The sequence below is a fragment of the Stenotrophomonas terrae genome, from assembly GCF_001431465.1.
GTDB classification, from domain to species: domain Bacteria; phylum Pseudomonadota; class Gammaproteobacteria; order Xanthomonadales; family Xanthomonadaceae; genus Stenotrophomonas; species Stenotrophomonas terrae.
In genome coordinates this window covers 58,915-73,426 of the sequence record NZ_LDJJ01000009.1, presented here as the reverse complement: position 1 = coordinate 73,426, position 14,512 = coordinate 58,915, and the positions used below count along the sequence as shown (strand labels likewise).

Annotated in this window: 9 protein-coding genes; 3 read left to right on the top strand and 6 right to left on the bottom strand. The window is 64.9% G+C overall.

All coding sequences use genetic code 11. The features are described from left to right. Window positions 1–59 precede the first annotated feature (59 nt). Genes cutA through ABB27_RS03370 form a run of 3 tightly spaced genes read left to right on the top strand, consistent with a single transcriptional unit; the run spans window position 60 to window position 3,337 of the window. Window positions 60–383: a divalent-cation tolerance protein CutA gene (gene cutA / locus ABB27_RS03380; RefSeq protein WP_057626816.1), complete on the top strand. Its 324-nt coding sequence runs from the start codon at window positions 60–62 to the stop codon at window positions 381–383. Between the two features lie 3 nt (window positions 384–386). Beyond that, window positions 387–2,747, top strand: coding sequence for a protein-disulfide reductase DsbD family protein (locus tag ABB27_RS03375; protein ID WP_057626815.1), 2,361 nt, complete (start codon window positions 387–389; stop codon window positions 2,745–2,747). Next, window positions 2,747–3,337: a TlpA disulfide reductase family protein gene (locus ABB27_RS03370; protein WP_057626814.1), complete on the top strand. Its 591-nt coding sequence runs from the start codon at window positions 2,747–2,749 to the stop codon at window positions 3,335–3,337. The genes ABB27_RS03375 and ABB27_RS03370 overlap by 1 nt, the downstream gene beginning before the upstream one ends. Window positions 3,338–3,428: 91 nt before the next feature. Here ABB27_RS03370 and ABB27_RS03365 read toward each other — a convergent pair whose 3' ends face one another. The 6 genes from ABB27_RS03365 to ABB27_RS03340 all read right to left on the bottom strand — a co-directional run bounded on the left by ABB27_RS03365 (window position 3,429) and on the right by ABB27_RS03340 (window position 14,453). Then, entirely contained in the window at window positions 3,429–4,991 is a 1,563-nt protein-coding gene (locus ABB27_RS03365; RefSeq protein WP_057626813.1) for a sodium/sugar symporter, read from the bottom strand. Window positions 4,992–5,108: 117 nt separating this feature from the next. Then, entirely contained in the window at window positions 5,109–7,694 is a 2,586-nt protein-coding gene (locus tag ABB27_RS03360; RefSeq protein ID WP_057626812.1) for a glycoside hydrolase family 3 protein, read from the bottom strand. Next, entirely contained in the window at window positions 7,694–9,100 is a 1,407-nt protein-coding gene (locus ABB27_RS03355; RefSeq protein WP_425477478.1) for a sugar porter family MFS transporter, read from the bottom strand. Before ABB27_RS03355 ends, ABB27_RS03360 begins: the two co-directional genes overlap by 1 nt. 45 nt (window positions 9,101–9,145) lie before the next feature. Then, window positions 9,146–10,480: a xylose isomerase gene (gene xylA / locus ABB27_RS03350; RefSeq protein ID WP_057626810.1), complete on the bottom strand. Its 1,335-nt coding sequence runs from the start codon at window positions 10,478–10,480 to the stop codon at window positions 9,146–9,148. Window positions 10,481–10,513: 33 nt separating this feature from the next. After that, a complete protein-coding gene (gene xylB, locus ABB27_RS03345) occupies window positions 10,514–12,007 on the bottom strand; it encodes a xylulokinase (RefSeq protein ID WP_057626809.1) in 1,494 nt (497 codons plus the stop codon). Window positions 12,008–12,035: 28 nt separating this feature from the next. Then, window positions 12,036–14,453: a glycosyl hydrolase family 95 catalytic domain-containing protein gene (locus ABB27_RS03340; RefSeq protein WP_057626808.1), complete on the bottom strand. Its 2,418-nt coding sequence runs from the start codon at window positions 14,451–14,453 to the stop codon at window positions 12,036–12,038. Window positions 14,454–14,512 lie beyond the last annotated feature (59 nt).

Genomic DNA, 14,512 nt, shown 5'->3' with positions numbered 1-14,512 from the left:
ACAACGATGTCAATACTTCCAACTGAAAGTGCTACAAGCGCTTCTGCGACAATGGCCGGATGGACGTAAGACTGGTCTTTTGCACTTGCCCCGACGCTCAAACCGCGCAGGCGCTGGCTCATCAGCTGGTGGAGCAGCGTTTGGCTGCCTGTGTGAACTTGTTGCCCCCCATGCGGTCTGTGTACCGCTGGCAGGGGCAGATTGAACAAGCTGAAGAGATTCAGCTGGTTATCAAAACCTGCGTTGATCGACTGGATGCCTTGAGCGCCGCGATCAGGCTGCACCACCCCTATGAATTGCCGGAGATCGTGGCGATCTCCCCCAGCGCCGGCCTGCCGGCGTATCTGGACTGGATCCGGGCGCAGACCCGGGAGGAAACGTAATTAATGATGCTGTTGCGACAAATTGCCGCCTTCTGCCTGCTTACGCTCAGCGCCCTGCCGGCGCTGGCCATCAGTGAAAAAGACCTGCTTCCGGTTGACCAGGCCTTCGCCCTGCGGGTCGACGCCCCCAGCCGCGATCGCATCGAGCTGCGTTGGGACATCGCCCCGGGCTATTACCTTTACCACCACCGCACCAGCGTCAAGGCAGGCCCCGGCTTCACCGCCGGCGCCCTGCAGATGCCACAGGGCGAGAAAAAGCACGACGAATTCTTCGGCGATGTGGAGACTTACCACCGCCAGCTGCGTTCGGTGCTGCCGGGCACCGCCGATGCCGGCGCCACCAGCGTCACCCTCGAAGTCCGCTACCAGGGCTGTGCCGATGCCGGCGTGTGCTATCCGCCGCAGAAACGCACCGTTGAAGTAAAACTGCCGGCCGCCGGCGCCAACGCGGCCCCGGCTGCAGCGGCCGCCCCTGCCGCCGCGCCGATGTTCAACCCGCTGGCCGGCAATGCCGGTGGCGGCCTCAACCTGCCCGGTACCGCCGCCGTGCAGGGCCTGCCGCTGCCGTCGGAAAAGGCATTCGGCTTCGAGGCCATAGTCGACAACGGCAACCGCCTGCTGCTGCGGTTCTCGCCGGCACCGGGCTATTACCTGTACCGCGACCGCACCTCGCTGGCGCTGGAAGGCGCCGACGGCGTGCGCGCCGGCCGCCCGCAATGGCCGGCAGGCAAACCCTACCGCGACGAACACTTCGGCAACGTGGTGGTCTACTTCGACCAGGTCGACGTGCCGCTGCCGCTGCGCCGCGACAAGCCCGAAGCCACCCCGGCCACCCTGGTGGTCACCTTCCAGGGCTGCCAGACCGACGGTATCTGCTATCCGCCAATGACTCGCCGGGTACGCCTGTCGCTGCCCGTCGGCAAGATCTCGCAGAAGGAAAAGGAAGAACTGGCGGTCGCTCCGCTGGTAATCCCGCCGCTGCCGGCAGGCAAGAAGGGCGAAGTCACGCCGATGCCGCTGATCGATCCGGCCAACCCGCCGGCACCGCAGCCGTTGGTGGTGCGCCCTGCGGCCGAGGCCGCCAGCCTGGCTGAAGCCGCACCGGATGCCTCGGCTGACAATACCCGCCGCAGCCAGCCGCCGGCAGAGACTGCGGGCAATGGCTCGCTGCTGTGGATCCTGCTGCTGGCGCTGGCCGGCGGCCTGATCCTGAACCTGATGCCCTGCGTCCTGCCGGTGCTGTCACTGAAGGTGCTGGGCGTGGCGCAAAGCGGCGAAAGCCGCCAGCACGCGCGCAACCACGCACTCTGGTACACGGCCGGCGTGCTGGTCGCGTTCGCCGTGATCGGTGGCCTGGTGCTGGCGCTGCGCGCCGCCGGCCAGGCAGCCGGCTGGGGTTTCCAGCTGCAGCACCCGTGGTTCATCGCCGCCCTGGTGTACCTGATGTTCGTGGTGGGCCTGAGCCTGTCCGGGGTGTTCACCCTGGGTGCCAATGGCGGCCAGCTTGGCCAGAAACTCGCTAGCCGCAGTGGCCCCAGCGGTGATTTCTTCACCGGCGTGCTGGCCTGTGTGGTTGCCAGCCCCTGCATCGCACCGTTCATGGGCCCGGCCCTGGCCTATGCCTTCACCGCGCCGCCGGCGCTGGCGATGCTGGTCTTCCTGGCGCTGGGCCTGGGCCTGGCACTGCCGTTCCTGCTCATCGGCTTTGTGCCAGCGCTGGCCAAGCGCCTGCCCAAGCCGGGTGCATGGATGGAAACCTTCAAGCACGTGATGGCCTTCCCGATGTACCTCACCGCCATCTGGCTGTTGTGGGTGCTGGGCAAGCAGCGTGGCATCGATGCGATGGGCTTGATGCTGGTCGGCATGGCAATGCTTGCACTGGGCCTGTGGTGGTTCGAGCGCAGCCGCTGGCACAGCCGCACGCTCGGCATGGTGCTGGGCGCAGTGATCGCCCTGTTGGCGCTGGTGCCGGTGTGGGGCGTGACCCGCCTGCCGCCGCCCGCTGCCGCTGTCGCCAGCGAAGGCACCGTGGCCTACTCGCCGCAGATGCTGGACCGCCTGCGTGCCGACAACCGCGTGGTATTCGTCAACATGACCGCCGACTGGTGCGTCACCTGCAAGGCCAACGAGCGCAATGTGCTGGACCGTGACAAGTTCCGCGACACGCTCAAGCGGGTCAACGCGGTGTACATGCGCGGTGACTGGACCAATGTCGATCCGCAGATCAGCGCTTTCCTGGACCAACACAAAGCCGTGGGCGTGCCGTTGTACGTGGTCTACGGCCCGGGTGCACCGCCGCGCGTGCTGCCCACCGTGCTGACCCAGTCCATCGCCGAAGAAGCGCTGCTGCGCGCGGCACGCTGATGCGGCGTGCCGTGTGGTGGGTGGCAGGCATTGCGGCAGCGGCCGGGCTGTCGGCCGGTGCATGGCTGACCCGCCCAACCTCGCCACCACTGCCATCGATGAGTGGACCTGCTGCGCCGCTGAAATCAGCGACGCCGGTGCAGGGTGTGAGGGTCGGTGAACTGTTGCCGGCCTTCACCCTGCCAGATCTGGATGGGATGCCGGTGCAGTTTCCGGATCGCTTCAAGGGCAAGCCGCTGCTGATCAATGTGTGGGCCAGCTGGTGTGCGCCCTGCATCGAGGAAATGCCGGAGCTGGCGCGCTTTGCCGCGCGTCATGCCGATGATGGCCCGCAGGTGGTTGGCCTGGCCTTGGATACGCCCGAGGCGGTGCTGGATTTTCTCGGCAATGTGCCGGTGTATTACCCGATCGTGATCGAGACACCGGGGCCGAATGACGCCAGCGTCAAGTTGGGCAATTCGCAGGGGCTGCTGCCTTACAGCGTGTTGGTTGATGCGCAGGGTCGCGTGCTCAAGCAGAAGCTGGGGCCGTTCAAGGCAGGCGAGATTGATGCCTGGGTGGCGGATGTGGGTTCACCTGCGGGGGAGTGAATCCCTGCATTGTGGATGGACCGCAAAGCTAGGGCGCCTCACCCTCACCCCAACCCCTCTCCCGGCGGGAGAGGGGCTAGCACCACTCAACTCACCAGAACACTGCGTACAAGGCGATCAGGATTGCGCTGACCGCTACCGCGCCCAGGTTGAATACGGTGCCCGTGCTGTAGTCCACATCACTCGTAGTGATGACGTCTTTCTGCGGCGCCGCCGGGGTTAGCAGCGACACCACCACCGCCAATGCCAGCGCCAACAGGAACACCAGGCCGACGCGGTCAATGAAGGGCAGCGCCGGCCAGGCCAGCTTCAATATGATCGACAGCACGAACGAACCAATCGCCGCCGACAAGGCACCGGCCTCATTGGCACGCTTCCAGAACAGGCCCAGCATGAAGATCACCACGATGCCCGGGGTGAAAAAGCCGGTGTATTCCTGGATGTACTGGAAGGCCTGGTCAAAGCTGCCCAGCAAGGGCTTGGCCGCAAGAATGCCCAGCACCGCCGCCACCGCCGCTGCGATACGCCCCACCCGCACCAGCGTGGCCTGGTCGGCATCGGGCTTGCGCTTGGCGTAGAAGTCCAAGGTAAAAATAGTGGCAACCGAATTGATCTTCGATGCCAGCGAGGCCACGATCGCCGCCACCAGTGCGGCAAACACCAGGCCCAATACGCCGCTAGGCAACATGCGCATCATCGTCGGGTAGGCCTGGTCGGGCTTGTCCAGGTTGGGGGCCAGCATCACCGCGGCAATACCCGGCAACACCACGATCACCGGCATCAGCAACTTCAGGAACGCGGCAAACAGCACGCCCTTCTGCGCCTCACCGATATCCTTCGCCGCCAGTGCGCGCTGGATGATGTACTGGTTGAAGCCCCAGTAGCTGATGTTCATGATCCACAGCCCGCCCAGCAACACACTCAGGCCCGGCAGATCCTTGTAGAACGGGTTGTCCCTGCTCAGGATCATTTCGAAATGACCGGGCTGCGCCTGCCACAGCTTGTTGAAACCGGCGACGATGCCGGCGCCATCGCCCAACTGATTCAAGGTCAGGCCGGCGACAAACAGACCGCCCAGCACCAGCAAGGTGACCTGCACGATATCGGTCAGCGCCACTGCCTTCAGCCCACCGTACAACTGGTAGAGCAGCGCAAACACACCGATCAGCACCACTGCGGTCATCTGCTCCATGCCGGTGACCTGGTTCACCGCCACCGCGCCCAGCCACAGGATCGAGGTGACGTTGACGAACACGTACAGGCCCAACCAGAACACCGCCATCACCGTGCGGATGCGGCTGCCGTAACGCTGCTCCAGAAACTGCGGCATGGTGTAGATGCCATTGCGCAGGAATACCGGCAGGAACCATTTACCGACGATCAGCAAGGTCAGCGCCGCCATCCATTCGTAGGAAGCCACCGCAAGACCAATCGCATAGCCCGAACCGGACATGCCGATGATCTGCTCGGCAGAAATATTGGCCGCAATCAGGGACGCGCCAATCGCCCACCACGGCAGCGATTTGCTGGCCAGGAAATAATCCTTGGCGTCCTTGCTATGGCCGGCCTTCTCGCGCGACACCCATTGCGCCAGCACGAAGATGCCGGCCAGGTAGACCAGCACGATCGTGATATCCAGTGTTCCCAGTCCCATCAGTTGATTCCCTGCAATGCATCGAAAAGAGCGCCGTCCTGCGCCCTTTCGCTACCGGCCCCCAAAGGCCATGAACCATCCGGGCGTCGGCACCCTCCGTGCCGACGCCATCGCCACTCAGCGCGTTGCGCAGTCCACGTTTACCTCGGCCTCGCCGGCAGCGCCAAGGGCGATGCGCGATACCGACATATCCAGAACGGCAGCAGTCTCCAGCTCGGTGGCACGCTGCAGCTTGGACAGGTCAGCACCTGCCTTGGCAAAACACTTGAGCGGCACGCCGACCACCGCCCACTTGCCAGCCGGAATAGCCGACAGCGTGGGTTGCAGGTCCACCTTGGCCGCACAGCCATCACCGCAGCCAACGCCCACCCACAGCGGCGCCTTGAGGTCGCTGTCACGGCGCAGGGTCAGCTGCAACTGCACATCGCCATTGCTCTGGCGGGTGACATCCAACGGCGTCGCTGCAATCAAGGCCAGTTTTGCCGGCGCCGTACCCGACCACTGCAGGCGACGCGCATCTTCCTGCGCCTTGTGATCAACCGCGGTCATCCGCAGGCTGCCATCGGCCAACACAGTGGGCACGGTGGTGGCCGGCATATCCGGCTGCGATGCGCTGGACAGCTGCAGGGCCAGCCCCAACGACGGGCGGCCCTTGGCGAAATACACGCCACTGCCCGCCTGCTCACCACTTACACCGGACACTTCCGGCAAGGCTGCAACATCGCCCTTGTCGGCATAGCTCAGGCCGTAGCCGAATTTGTACAGCGGGTTGTGACCCGGCTGGTTGACCGCCGAATCCAGGGCGGTGCGCGGCCAGGAGAAGCTGAGCTTGCCCTTGAAGTCGTGGTCCACGCTGCCATCGGGCTTGCGCAGCAATACATCAGCCACACCCGCGCCCTCCGAACCCGGCAACCAGGCGGCGACGAAGGCATCGGCTGCGTTGATCTCGCGGTTCATCCACAACGGGCGACCGCTGATGAACACCGCCACCACCGCAATGCCGTCTGCCTTCAGGCGCTTGAGCAGTTCAAGGTCGGCATCGTTGCCCGGCTTGTACAGCAGGTTGGGGATATCACCCTGGAACTCGGCATATGGTTCTTCGCCAAACACCACGATGGCCACGTCCGGCTTGGTCTTGTACTTGCCATCAACCGCCAGCTCGGCACTGCCGCCGCCGGCACTGATGCCACGCTGCAGGCCTTGCCAGATCGTGTCGGCATTGGGGAAGTCGGCACGTTGAGTGCCGGTGCCCTGCCAGTTCAAGGTCCAACCACCGGCCTGCTTGCCGATGTTGTCGGCACCATCACCGGCCACCAGTACATGCTGCTGCGTGCGCAGCGGCAGGATGCCGTTGTTGTTCTTCAACAACACCAGCGACTCCTGCACCGCCTGGCGTGCGACTGCACGATGCTCCGGCGCACCCAGTAGTTCGAACTTGCCGCCCAGCGCACGCTGCGAGGGCCTGGGTGCATCGAACAGGTGCATGCGGAACTTGACCCGCAGGATGCGGCGCACGGCATCATCCACACGCTCGATCGACAGCTTGCCGTCCTTCACCGCGGCAATGGTCGTTTCGTACATGCCCTTCCAGCTGTCGGTCGCCATGGCCATGTCCAGCCCGGCATCGTAGGTGGCGGGGCAATCGGTGGTGCTGCAGCCCGGGATCTGGCCGTGGCCATTCCAGTCACCGACCACGAAGCCGCCGTAGTTCATGCGACCCTTCAGCACGTCGGTCAGCAGCGGCTTGTGGCCGTGCATCTTGGTGCCGTGGAAACTGTTGAACGAGGCCATCACCGACTGCGCACCGGCCTTGATCGCGGTGACATAACCGGCTGCATGCACGTCACGCAATTCGGCCTCGCTGACCTGGGTATCGCCCTGGTCCTTGCCATCGGTGGTACCACCGTCGCCGACGAAATGCTTGACCGACACCATCACGTGCTTGTCGTCGAGGAAGTCGGCGGCGCCGACCTTGCCCTGCAGGCCTTCGACCATCGCCGAGGCGAACTCGGCCACCAGTTGCGGGTTCTCCGAATAGCCTTCGTAGGCGCGGCCCCAACGCACGTCCTGCGGCACCGCCACGGTCGGCGCGAACGCCCACTCCATGCCGGTGGTACGCGTCTCCGCGGCGGTGATCTCACCGATGCGGCGCTGCAGCTCGGCATTGCGGGTAGCACCCAGACCAACGTTGTGCGGGAACAACGTCGCGCCCACCACATTGCTCTGGCCATGCATGGCATCGATGCCGAACAGCAGCGGAATGGCCTTGCCACCGCCGCTGGTATCCATCGATGCGGCCCAGAAGTCATCGGCCACCTTCAACCAATCCTTGGCCGGCGCGTTGTACTTGCCACCCGGGTCGGAGCTGCCGCCGGCCAGGATCGAGCCGAGCCGGTACTTGCGTACGTCTTCCGGGGTGATGCTGGCAAGGTCGCCCTGCACCAGCTGGCCTACCTTTTCTTCCAGCGTCATCGTCGCCAGCAGATCGTTGACGCGTTTTTCCAGCGCAGGATCCTCCGCCAGCGGCCAGGCCACACTGGGCCACTGCTCGGGATGGATGCTGCCGTCATAGGCGGCGTCGGCCTTGGCCGGTGCCGATGATGCTGCTGGTGCGGCCTTGTCGCTGCCATTGCAGCCAGCCAGCAGGGCCAGCGCCAGGGCGCCGACCAGGGCGGCGCGTCGGTTCGAGAACATTGTCATCATCAACCCTCCATCTGCTCGAGCGAACGACCCTTGGTCTCGCGCACGAACTTGATCACGAAGAACACCGAGATCACCGCCGACACCAGGTAGATGCTGTAGGTGGACGCCAAGCCAATGCCGGCCAGCAGCATCGGGAAGGTCACGGTGACGATGAAGTTGGCGGTCCACTGCGCGGCGCCGGCCACGGCCAGCGCCGAGCCACGGATCTGGTTGGGGAACATCTCACCCAGCATCACCCACATCACCGGGCCCCAGGACACATTGAAAAACACCACGTAGGCATTGGCCGCGACCAGCGCCAGGGTGCCCATGTGGCCGGGTAGCTGCAGGTGGCCTTCCACCATTGATCCGCTGGCGAAGGCATACACCACCAGCGCCAGCGCTACCGACATGCCCACCGAACCCACCCACAAAAGTGGCTTGCGGCCGATCCTGTCGACCAGCAGCACAGTGACGATGCAGGCGCCGATGCTCAGTGCACCGGACAGCACATTGATCAGCAGCGCGTCGCTTTCGGAGAAGCCCACCGCCTGCCACAACACCGCGCCGTAATAGAACACCACGTTGATGCCGACCAGTTGCTGGAACACGGCAAGACCAATGCCCACCCACACGACCGGACGGATTTTGCGCGTGGTCTTGTTGATCAGATCGGACAGCTGCGGACGGTGATGATCCTGCGACAGCGAGGCATCGATCTCAACCAGCGTGGCGCTTGCCTGCTCGGCACCGAACAGACGGGTCAGCACCGCCAGTGCTTCATCCTTGCGACGCTTGACCACCAGGAAGCGCGGGCTCTCCGGGATGGCCAGCAACAGCACCAGGAACAGTGCCGACGGAGTTACCTGCATCCAGAACATCCAGCGCCAGGCCGCCTGCCCCGCCCACAGCGGCTCGGTCGAAGTACCCGCGGCCTTGGCCAACAAGTAATTGCTGAGGAAGGCAGCAAACAGACCGGAGATGATCGCGATCTGCTGCACCGTAGCCAGGCGGCCGCGGTAGCGTGCCGGTGCGACCTCGGCGATGTAGGCCGGCGACATCACGCTGGCTGCACCCACCGCAAAGCCACCCACCAGGCGCGCGACGATGAACAGCAGCGAGTTTGTCGCTGCACCGGCGCCCAGCGCCGACAGCAGGAACAATACCGCCGAGATGATCAACACCGAGCGCCGCCCCCAACGGTCAGCCAGGCGGCCGGCGAAGAATGCACCAATCGCACAGCCCAGCAGCATCGACGCCACCTCGAAGCCAAGCTGCGCTTCGGTGGAACCAAAGGCCTGTTTCAAGCCATCGACCGTACCGTTGATCACGCCACTGTCGAAGCCGAACAGGAACCCGCCTATCGTCGCCACCACGCTGATCAAGATGATCAGCGCGGTGTTTTCCTTGTTTGCTGCTGACTGCACCATCCCCTCGCCCTCTCTGTCTGGTTATGTCGTTCGGCCTGCTGCTCAGCGCAGCAGATATTGGTTGAGCAGATTCTCGTAACGTTCCTGTTTGCCGCTGGCCTGTACCGGCTCACCGCTGGCGGCCGCCAGCCTGGCCAGATCGGCCAGGCCCAGCTTGCCGCTGGCGAAGTCCTTGCCTGCGCCGGCATCGAAGCTGGCATAGCGCTGCGTGCGCCACTGTTCCCACGGCGAATCGTTGAGCAGGCCATGGGCCACTTCCAGGCCACGTGCAAACGCATCCATGCCGCCGATGTGGGCAATGAACAGGTCTTCCATATCGGTGGACTCGCGGCGCGGCTTGGCATCGAAATTCAAGCCGCCGACCAGGCCGCCCTGGCGCAGCACCACCAGCATCGCGCCTACGGTGTCGTACAGGTCGGTCGGGAACTGATCGGTATCCCAGCCATTCTGTGCATTGCCGCGGTTGGCATCGATGCTGCCGAGCAGGCCATGATCCGATGCGACCTGCAGGTCGTGCTCGAAGGTGTGGCCAGACAGCGTGGCGTGGTTGGCTTCGATGTTCAGCATGAAGTCGTTCTGCAGACCATGCGCATGGAGGAAACCGGAGACCGTGGCGGAGTCGAAATCATACTGGTGCTTCATCGGTTCCATCGGCTTGGGTTCAATGAAGAACTTGCCGTTGAAACCAATGCTGCGACCGTAGTCACGTGCAGCGCTCAGGAAGCGGGCGAAGTGCTCCAGCTCGCGCTTCATATTGGTGTTGTGCAGGCAGGCATAACCTTCGCGGCCGCCCCAGAACACGTAGTGCTCACCGCCCAGTTCAACCGTGGCTTCCAGTGCGGCCTTGACCTGCACGGCGGCACGGCTGACCACGTTGAAGTCCGGGTTGGTGGCAGCACCGTTCATGTAACGCGGGTGCGAGAACAGGTTGGCCGTGCCCCACAGCAACTTGACGCCGGTGGCCTGCTGGCGCTGCTTGGCCAGGGCGACCACGTGCCTGAGGTTCTTTTCGTAGGTACCGATATCATCGGCATCCGGCGCCATGTCCACATCGTGGAAGCAGTAGTACGGCACGCCGAGCTTGCTGAAAAATTCGAACGCGGCATCAACCTTGGCTTCGGCGCTGGCCATCGCCTCGCCCTTCTCCCACGGGAAGCGGCGCGTACCCGGGCCGAACGGATCGGCACCGGCATTGCAGAAGGTATGCCAGTAGCAGGCAGCAAAGCGCAGGTGCTCGCGCATGGTCTTGCCACCGATCACCTTGTCCGCGTCATAGACCTTGAACGCCAACGGGTTGTCCGACCCAGGACCCTCAAACGGGATCTGGCCGATGCCGGGGAAATACTCGGTGGCGCCGATGAAAGGCTGCTTGCTCATGGTGCGAATTCCTGTGTCGACTTACGAAAGAGATCAACCGCGGTACAGCGGCATGACGGCGTGCAGGTGCTGCAGGTAACGCTGATAGGCCGCTGCATAGGCCGCAGCACGCGCCGGATCGGGCGTGGCGGAGGCGGCAGCGGCAGGTGTTACATGGGCGGCCGCCACAGCGGCCAGGGAAACTTCGCTACCGGTACTGCGCTGTAGCGCCCACAGCGCCTGCAATGCAGCACCAAAGGCGGCACCTTCGGACTGCTGCGGCACTTCCACCGGCAGTTCAAATACATCGGCGATCATCTGCCGCCATGCCGCGCTGTTGCAGCCACCGCCGGTCAGCACGATGCGATCGAACTGCATGCCGGCGCGGACGAAGGCATCAAAGCCGTACTTCAGCGCATAGGTCGCGCCTTCCATCGCCGCGCGATAGAAGTGCGAGGCATTCATGGTGTGCGCATCCAGGCCGGCCAGCACGCCCTTGCCCAATGGCAGGTCCGGGGTGCGCTCGCCATTGAGGAAGGGCAGCATCAACAGACCATCGGCGCCCGGCGGCGTGGCCGCGATATGTGCATCACCCTCGCGGCTGCTGAAACCGAACATGCGCGCCACCTGCTCGGTGGCCACGGTGCAGTTCATCGTGCAGATCAACGGCAACCAGCCACCGCTGGACGAACAGAACGCCGCCCAGGCGCCAGCCGGGTCCACCACCGGCACATCGGAGCTGGCAAACAGCGTGCCCGAGGTGCCCAGGCTCATCGCCAGCTTGCCGGGCGCCACGCAGCCGGTGCCAATGGCCGCCATCATGTTGTCGCCGCCACCCGCGCCTACTTTTACGGTGCCTGCCAGGCCGAGCCGCGCGGCCATGGCCGGTGCAATATCGAACAACGCGTCGGCGTCGACCAACGGTGGCAGGCACTGGCCCAGGTCGCGGTTCGGATCGGTGGCCTTGAGCAGCTGCGGCGACCATTGGCGCGTACGCACGTCCAGCCAGCCGGTGCCCGAGGCGTCGCCGTGCTCGCAGTAGTACTGGCCGGTCAACACGAAGTTGAGGTAATCGTGCGGCAGCAGGATATGCGCCAGCTTTGCGTAGGCATCGGGCCGGTGCTTGGCCGTCCACGGCAACTTGGAGGCGGTATAGCCGGCCAGGATGGGATTGCCCGCCAGTTCGATGCAGCGCTGCGCGCCACCGACCGCGTCCATGATCTGCCCGCACTCGGCACTGCTGCTGGTATCGCACCAGAGCTTGGCCGGTGCCAGGACCTGGCCAGCGGCATCCAGTGCTACAAAACCATGTTGCTGGCCCGATACCGCCAACGCCCGTACCTGTAGCCGCAGTTGCGGGTCGATGCGCCCGAAGCAGTCTCCCATCGCCGCCACCCACGCGGCCGGGTCCTGCTCGCGGCTGCCGTCATCGGCGCTGTGCAGCTCCAGTGGCGCGCTGACGCTGGCCAGCAGCTGCCGCTGCGCGGCGTCATAGATCACGACTTTCAGGCTCTGCGTGCCTGCATCGATACCGGCAACAATGCTCATGCCGCGCACTCGCCGGACAGGAAATTCTTCATGCAATGCTCCATTGGCCTTCGTGCAGCTGCGCGCTGATGCGCTGCCCTGCATGCAGGTCCAGCTTCAGTTCGCGGGTCTGGTAGACCAGGTTGAAAGCGCCGCCGCGTTCGGCCAGCAGGCTTACCTGCTGCAGTTGGCCTGCGCTCCACTGCATATCCAGCACAGCCGCATTGCGCACGCGCAGGCCGCGCACGCTGCCCTGCGCAAGCTCAGCGGGCAGTGCCGGCAGCAGGAATACCGACCCGCCCCAGCTCTGCACCAGCATCTCGACGATGCCGGCAGCACCGCCGAAGTTGCCGTCGATCTGGAATGGCGGGTGCGCATCAAACAGGTTCGGATAGCTGCGCTGCGGCGCCAGCAACAGGCGTAGTATCTGCAGGCAACGCTGGCCTTCGCCCAGCCGCGCCCATACGTTCAGGCGCCAGGCGATGCCCCAACCGGTCGCCTCGTCGCCGCGCAGTTCCAGCGAGCGGCGCGCGGCGGCGCTGAGTTCCGGGGTGTCGCGGCGATTGATCTGGCTGGACGGATGCAGGCCGTACAGGTGTGAGATATGCCGGTGGTGCAGCTCGGGTGCCTGCATGTCCCAGTCCTGCTGCCATTCCATCAGCTGGCCGGCGCGGCCGATCTGGTTGGGCGGCAGCTGCGCGCGCAGCGTGTCCAATTGCGCGGCAAAGTCGTGGTCGGTATCCAGCAGCCGCGCGGCTTCGATGCACTGACCAAACAGGTCGCGCAGCAGCTGTGCATCCATGGTTGGCCCGGCGCAGATCGCAGCGCCGTACGGGTGCTGGTTCTCCGGCGAGATCGACGGCACCGTGACTTGATGGCCGGTACTCGGATCGCGTTGCAGGGTCTGCACGAAGAACAGCGCCGCACCCTTGAACAATGGCCATATCCGGCGCAGGTAGTCGGGGTCGCGGCCATAGTCCCAACGGTCCCACAACTGCTGCAGCAGCCAGGCGCCGCCGGTCGGCCACAGTGCCCACTGCGCGCCATCGGGCGGCGTGCTGACCCGCCACAGGTCGGTGTTGTTGTGCACCACCCAGCCGTCGACGCCGTACATCTGCCGCGCAGTGACCGCACCGGTGCGCGCCAGCGCCTCGATCATGTCTTGCAACGGCTCCACGCATTCGGGCAATGCGGCAGCTTCAGCCGGCCAGTAGTTCATCTGCGTGTTGATGTTGAGCGTGTACTTGCTCTCCCATGGCGGGTCCATCAAATCGTTCCAGATGCCCTGCAGGTTGGCTGGCTGGGTGCCGGGGCGCGAGCTGCAGATCAACAGGTAGCGCGCATAGGCGTGATACAGCGCGATCAGGGCCGGATCATCGCCGCTGGCAAAGGCGGCGATGCGTTCGTCGGTGGGTTTTTCGGCGGCGGCGGTGTGGCCGAGCTGCAGCTGCATGCGCCGGTACAGGCGCCGATGCTCGGCGAGGTGATCGTCCTTGAGCTGCGCTGCACTCTTGGCGGATGCGGCGGCCAGCTGCGCAGCGGTGATCGCCTCGGGATCGCCGCTGACATCATCAAAGTCGCGGTAGCTGGTAGCCGCGACCAGGCGCAGCTCCAGCTCGCGCACGCCATCAAAGGCGATGTGATCAGGGCTGATGCGCAGTTTGCCGCCGGTCTGCCGCACCGCGACGCGGAAGGCAAAGCGCAGCTTGCCCGGCACGCCATCGCGCGCCACGTTGTGCCCGCTGACCAGCCAACCGTCCTCGCTGGCGGTTGTCGTGGTGGCATGTTCGTTGGCGGTACGGATGAAGCCGCCCATCGGCTCACCGGCTTCCACCGTGTAGCGCAGCACCAGGCATTGATCGACCGGCGAGATGAACACCTCGCGGCGATGCTGGGCAGCACCGGCGCGAAAGCCGGTGCGGGCGATGGCTGCATCCAGATCCAGTTCGCGGCGGTAATCGCTGATGCCTTCGAGCCGGTGGAACTCCAGCCACAGGTTGCCCAGCGGCTGGTACGGCATCTGTTTGACCGGCCGCGAGATCAGCGTCTCGTTGGCCAGCGCTTCGGCAGCCACGTAGTCGCCGGCAAAAACAAGCTCGCGCACGCGCTGGACGTTGTCGCGCGCACGCGGGTTGACGGCGTTGTACGGCCCGCCGGCGTAGAGCGTGTCTTCATTGAGTTGCAGGCGTTCGTTGGCGACGCCGCCGAACACCATCGCACCGAGCCGGCCATTGCCCAGCGGCAGGGCCTCCACCCAGCTGCGTGCCGGTTGCCGGTACCACAGCAGATCGGCAGCGGACGCCGGCGCTTCCGGCGTCGCCGCATGCAGCATGCCGGCCATCGGCAGCGAGCCGACGGCCAGCGCTGCCGCTGCGCCCTTGAACAGCGCACGGCGGCCGGGCTGTGCCAGCTCGGCAGTATCAGTGGCCGTCCCGAGGACCGGGACAGGGCCGTTTGCAGCGTTCATTGCGGCCCTCCCAGACTCAAATGTCCACCGGTTACCATAATGCCGAACCAACGTGCTGC

Bases quoted from the DNA above. Each gene is read 5' to 3' on its own strand.
- ABB27_RS03340 (WP_057626808.1), bottom strand. From the start codon at position 14,453: ATGAACGCTGCAAACGGCCCTGTCCCGGTCCTCGGGACGGCCACTGAT.
- xylA (WP_057626810.1), bottom strand. From the start codon at position 10,480: ATGAGCAAGCAGCCTTTCATCGGCGCCACCGAGTATTTCCCCGGCATC.
- ABB27_RS03365 (WP_057626813.1), bottom strand. From the start codon at position 4,991: ATGGGACTGGGAACACTGGATATCACGATCGTGCTGGTCTACCTGGCC.
- ABB27_RS03370 (WP_057626814.1), top strand. From the start codon at position 2,747: ATGCGGCGTGCCGTGTGGTGGGTGGCAGGCATTGCGGCAGCGGCCGGG.
- cutA (WP_057626816.1), top strand. From the start codon at position 60: ATGGACGTAAGACTGGTCTTTTGCACTTGCCCCGACGCTCAAACCGCG.
- ABB27_RS03360 (WP_057626812.1), bottom strand. From the start codon at position 7,694: ATGATGACAATGTTCTCGAACCGACGCGCCGCCCTGGTCGGCGCCCTG.
- ABB27_RS03375 (WP_057626815.1), top strand. From the start codon at position 387: ATGATGCTGTTGCGACAAATTGCCGCCTTCTGCCTGCTTACGCTCAGC.
- xylB (WP_057626809.1), bottom strand. From the start codon at position 12,007: ATGAGCATTGTTGCCGGTATCGATGCAGGCACGCAGAGCCTGAAAGTC.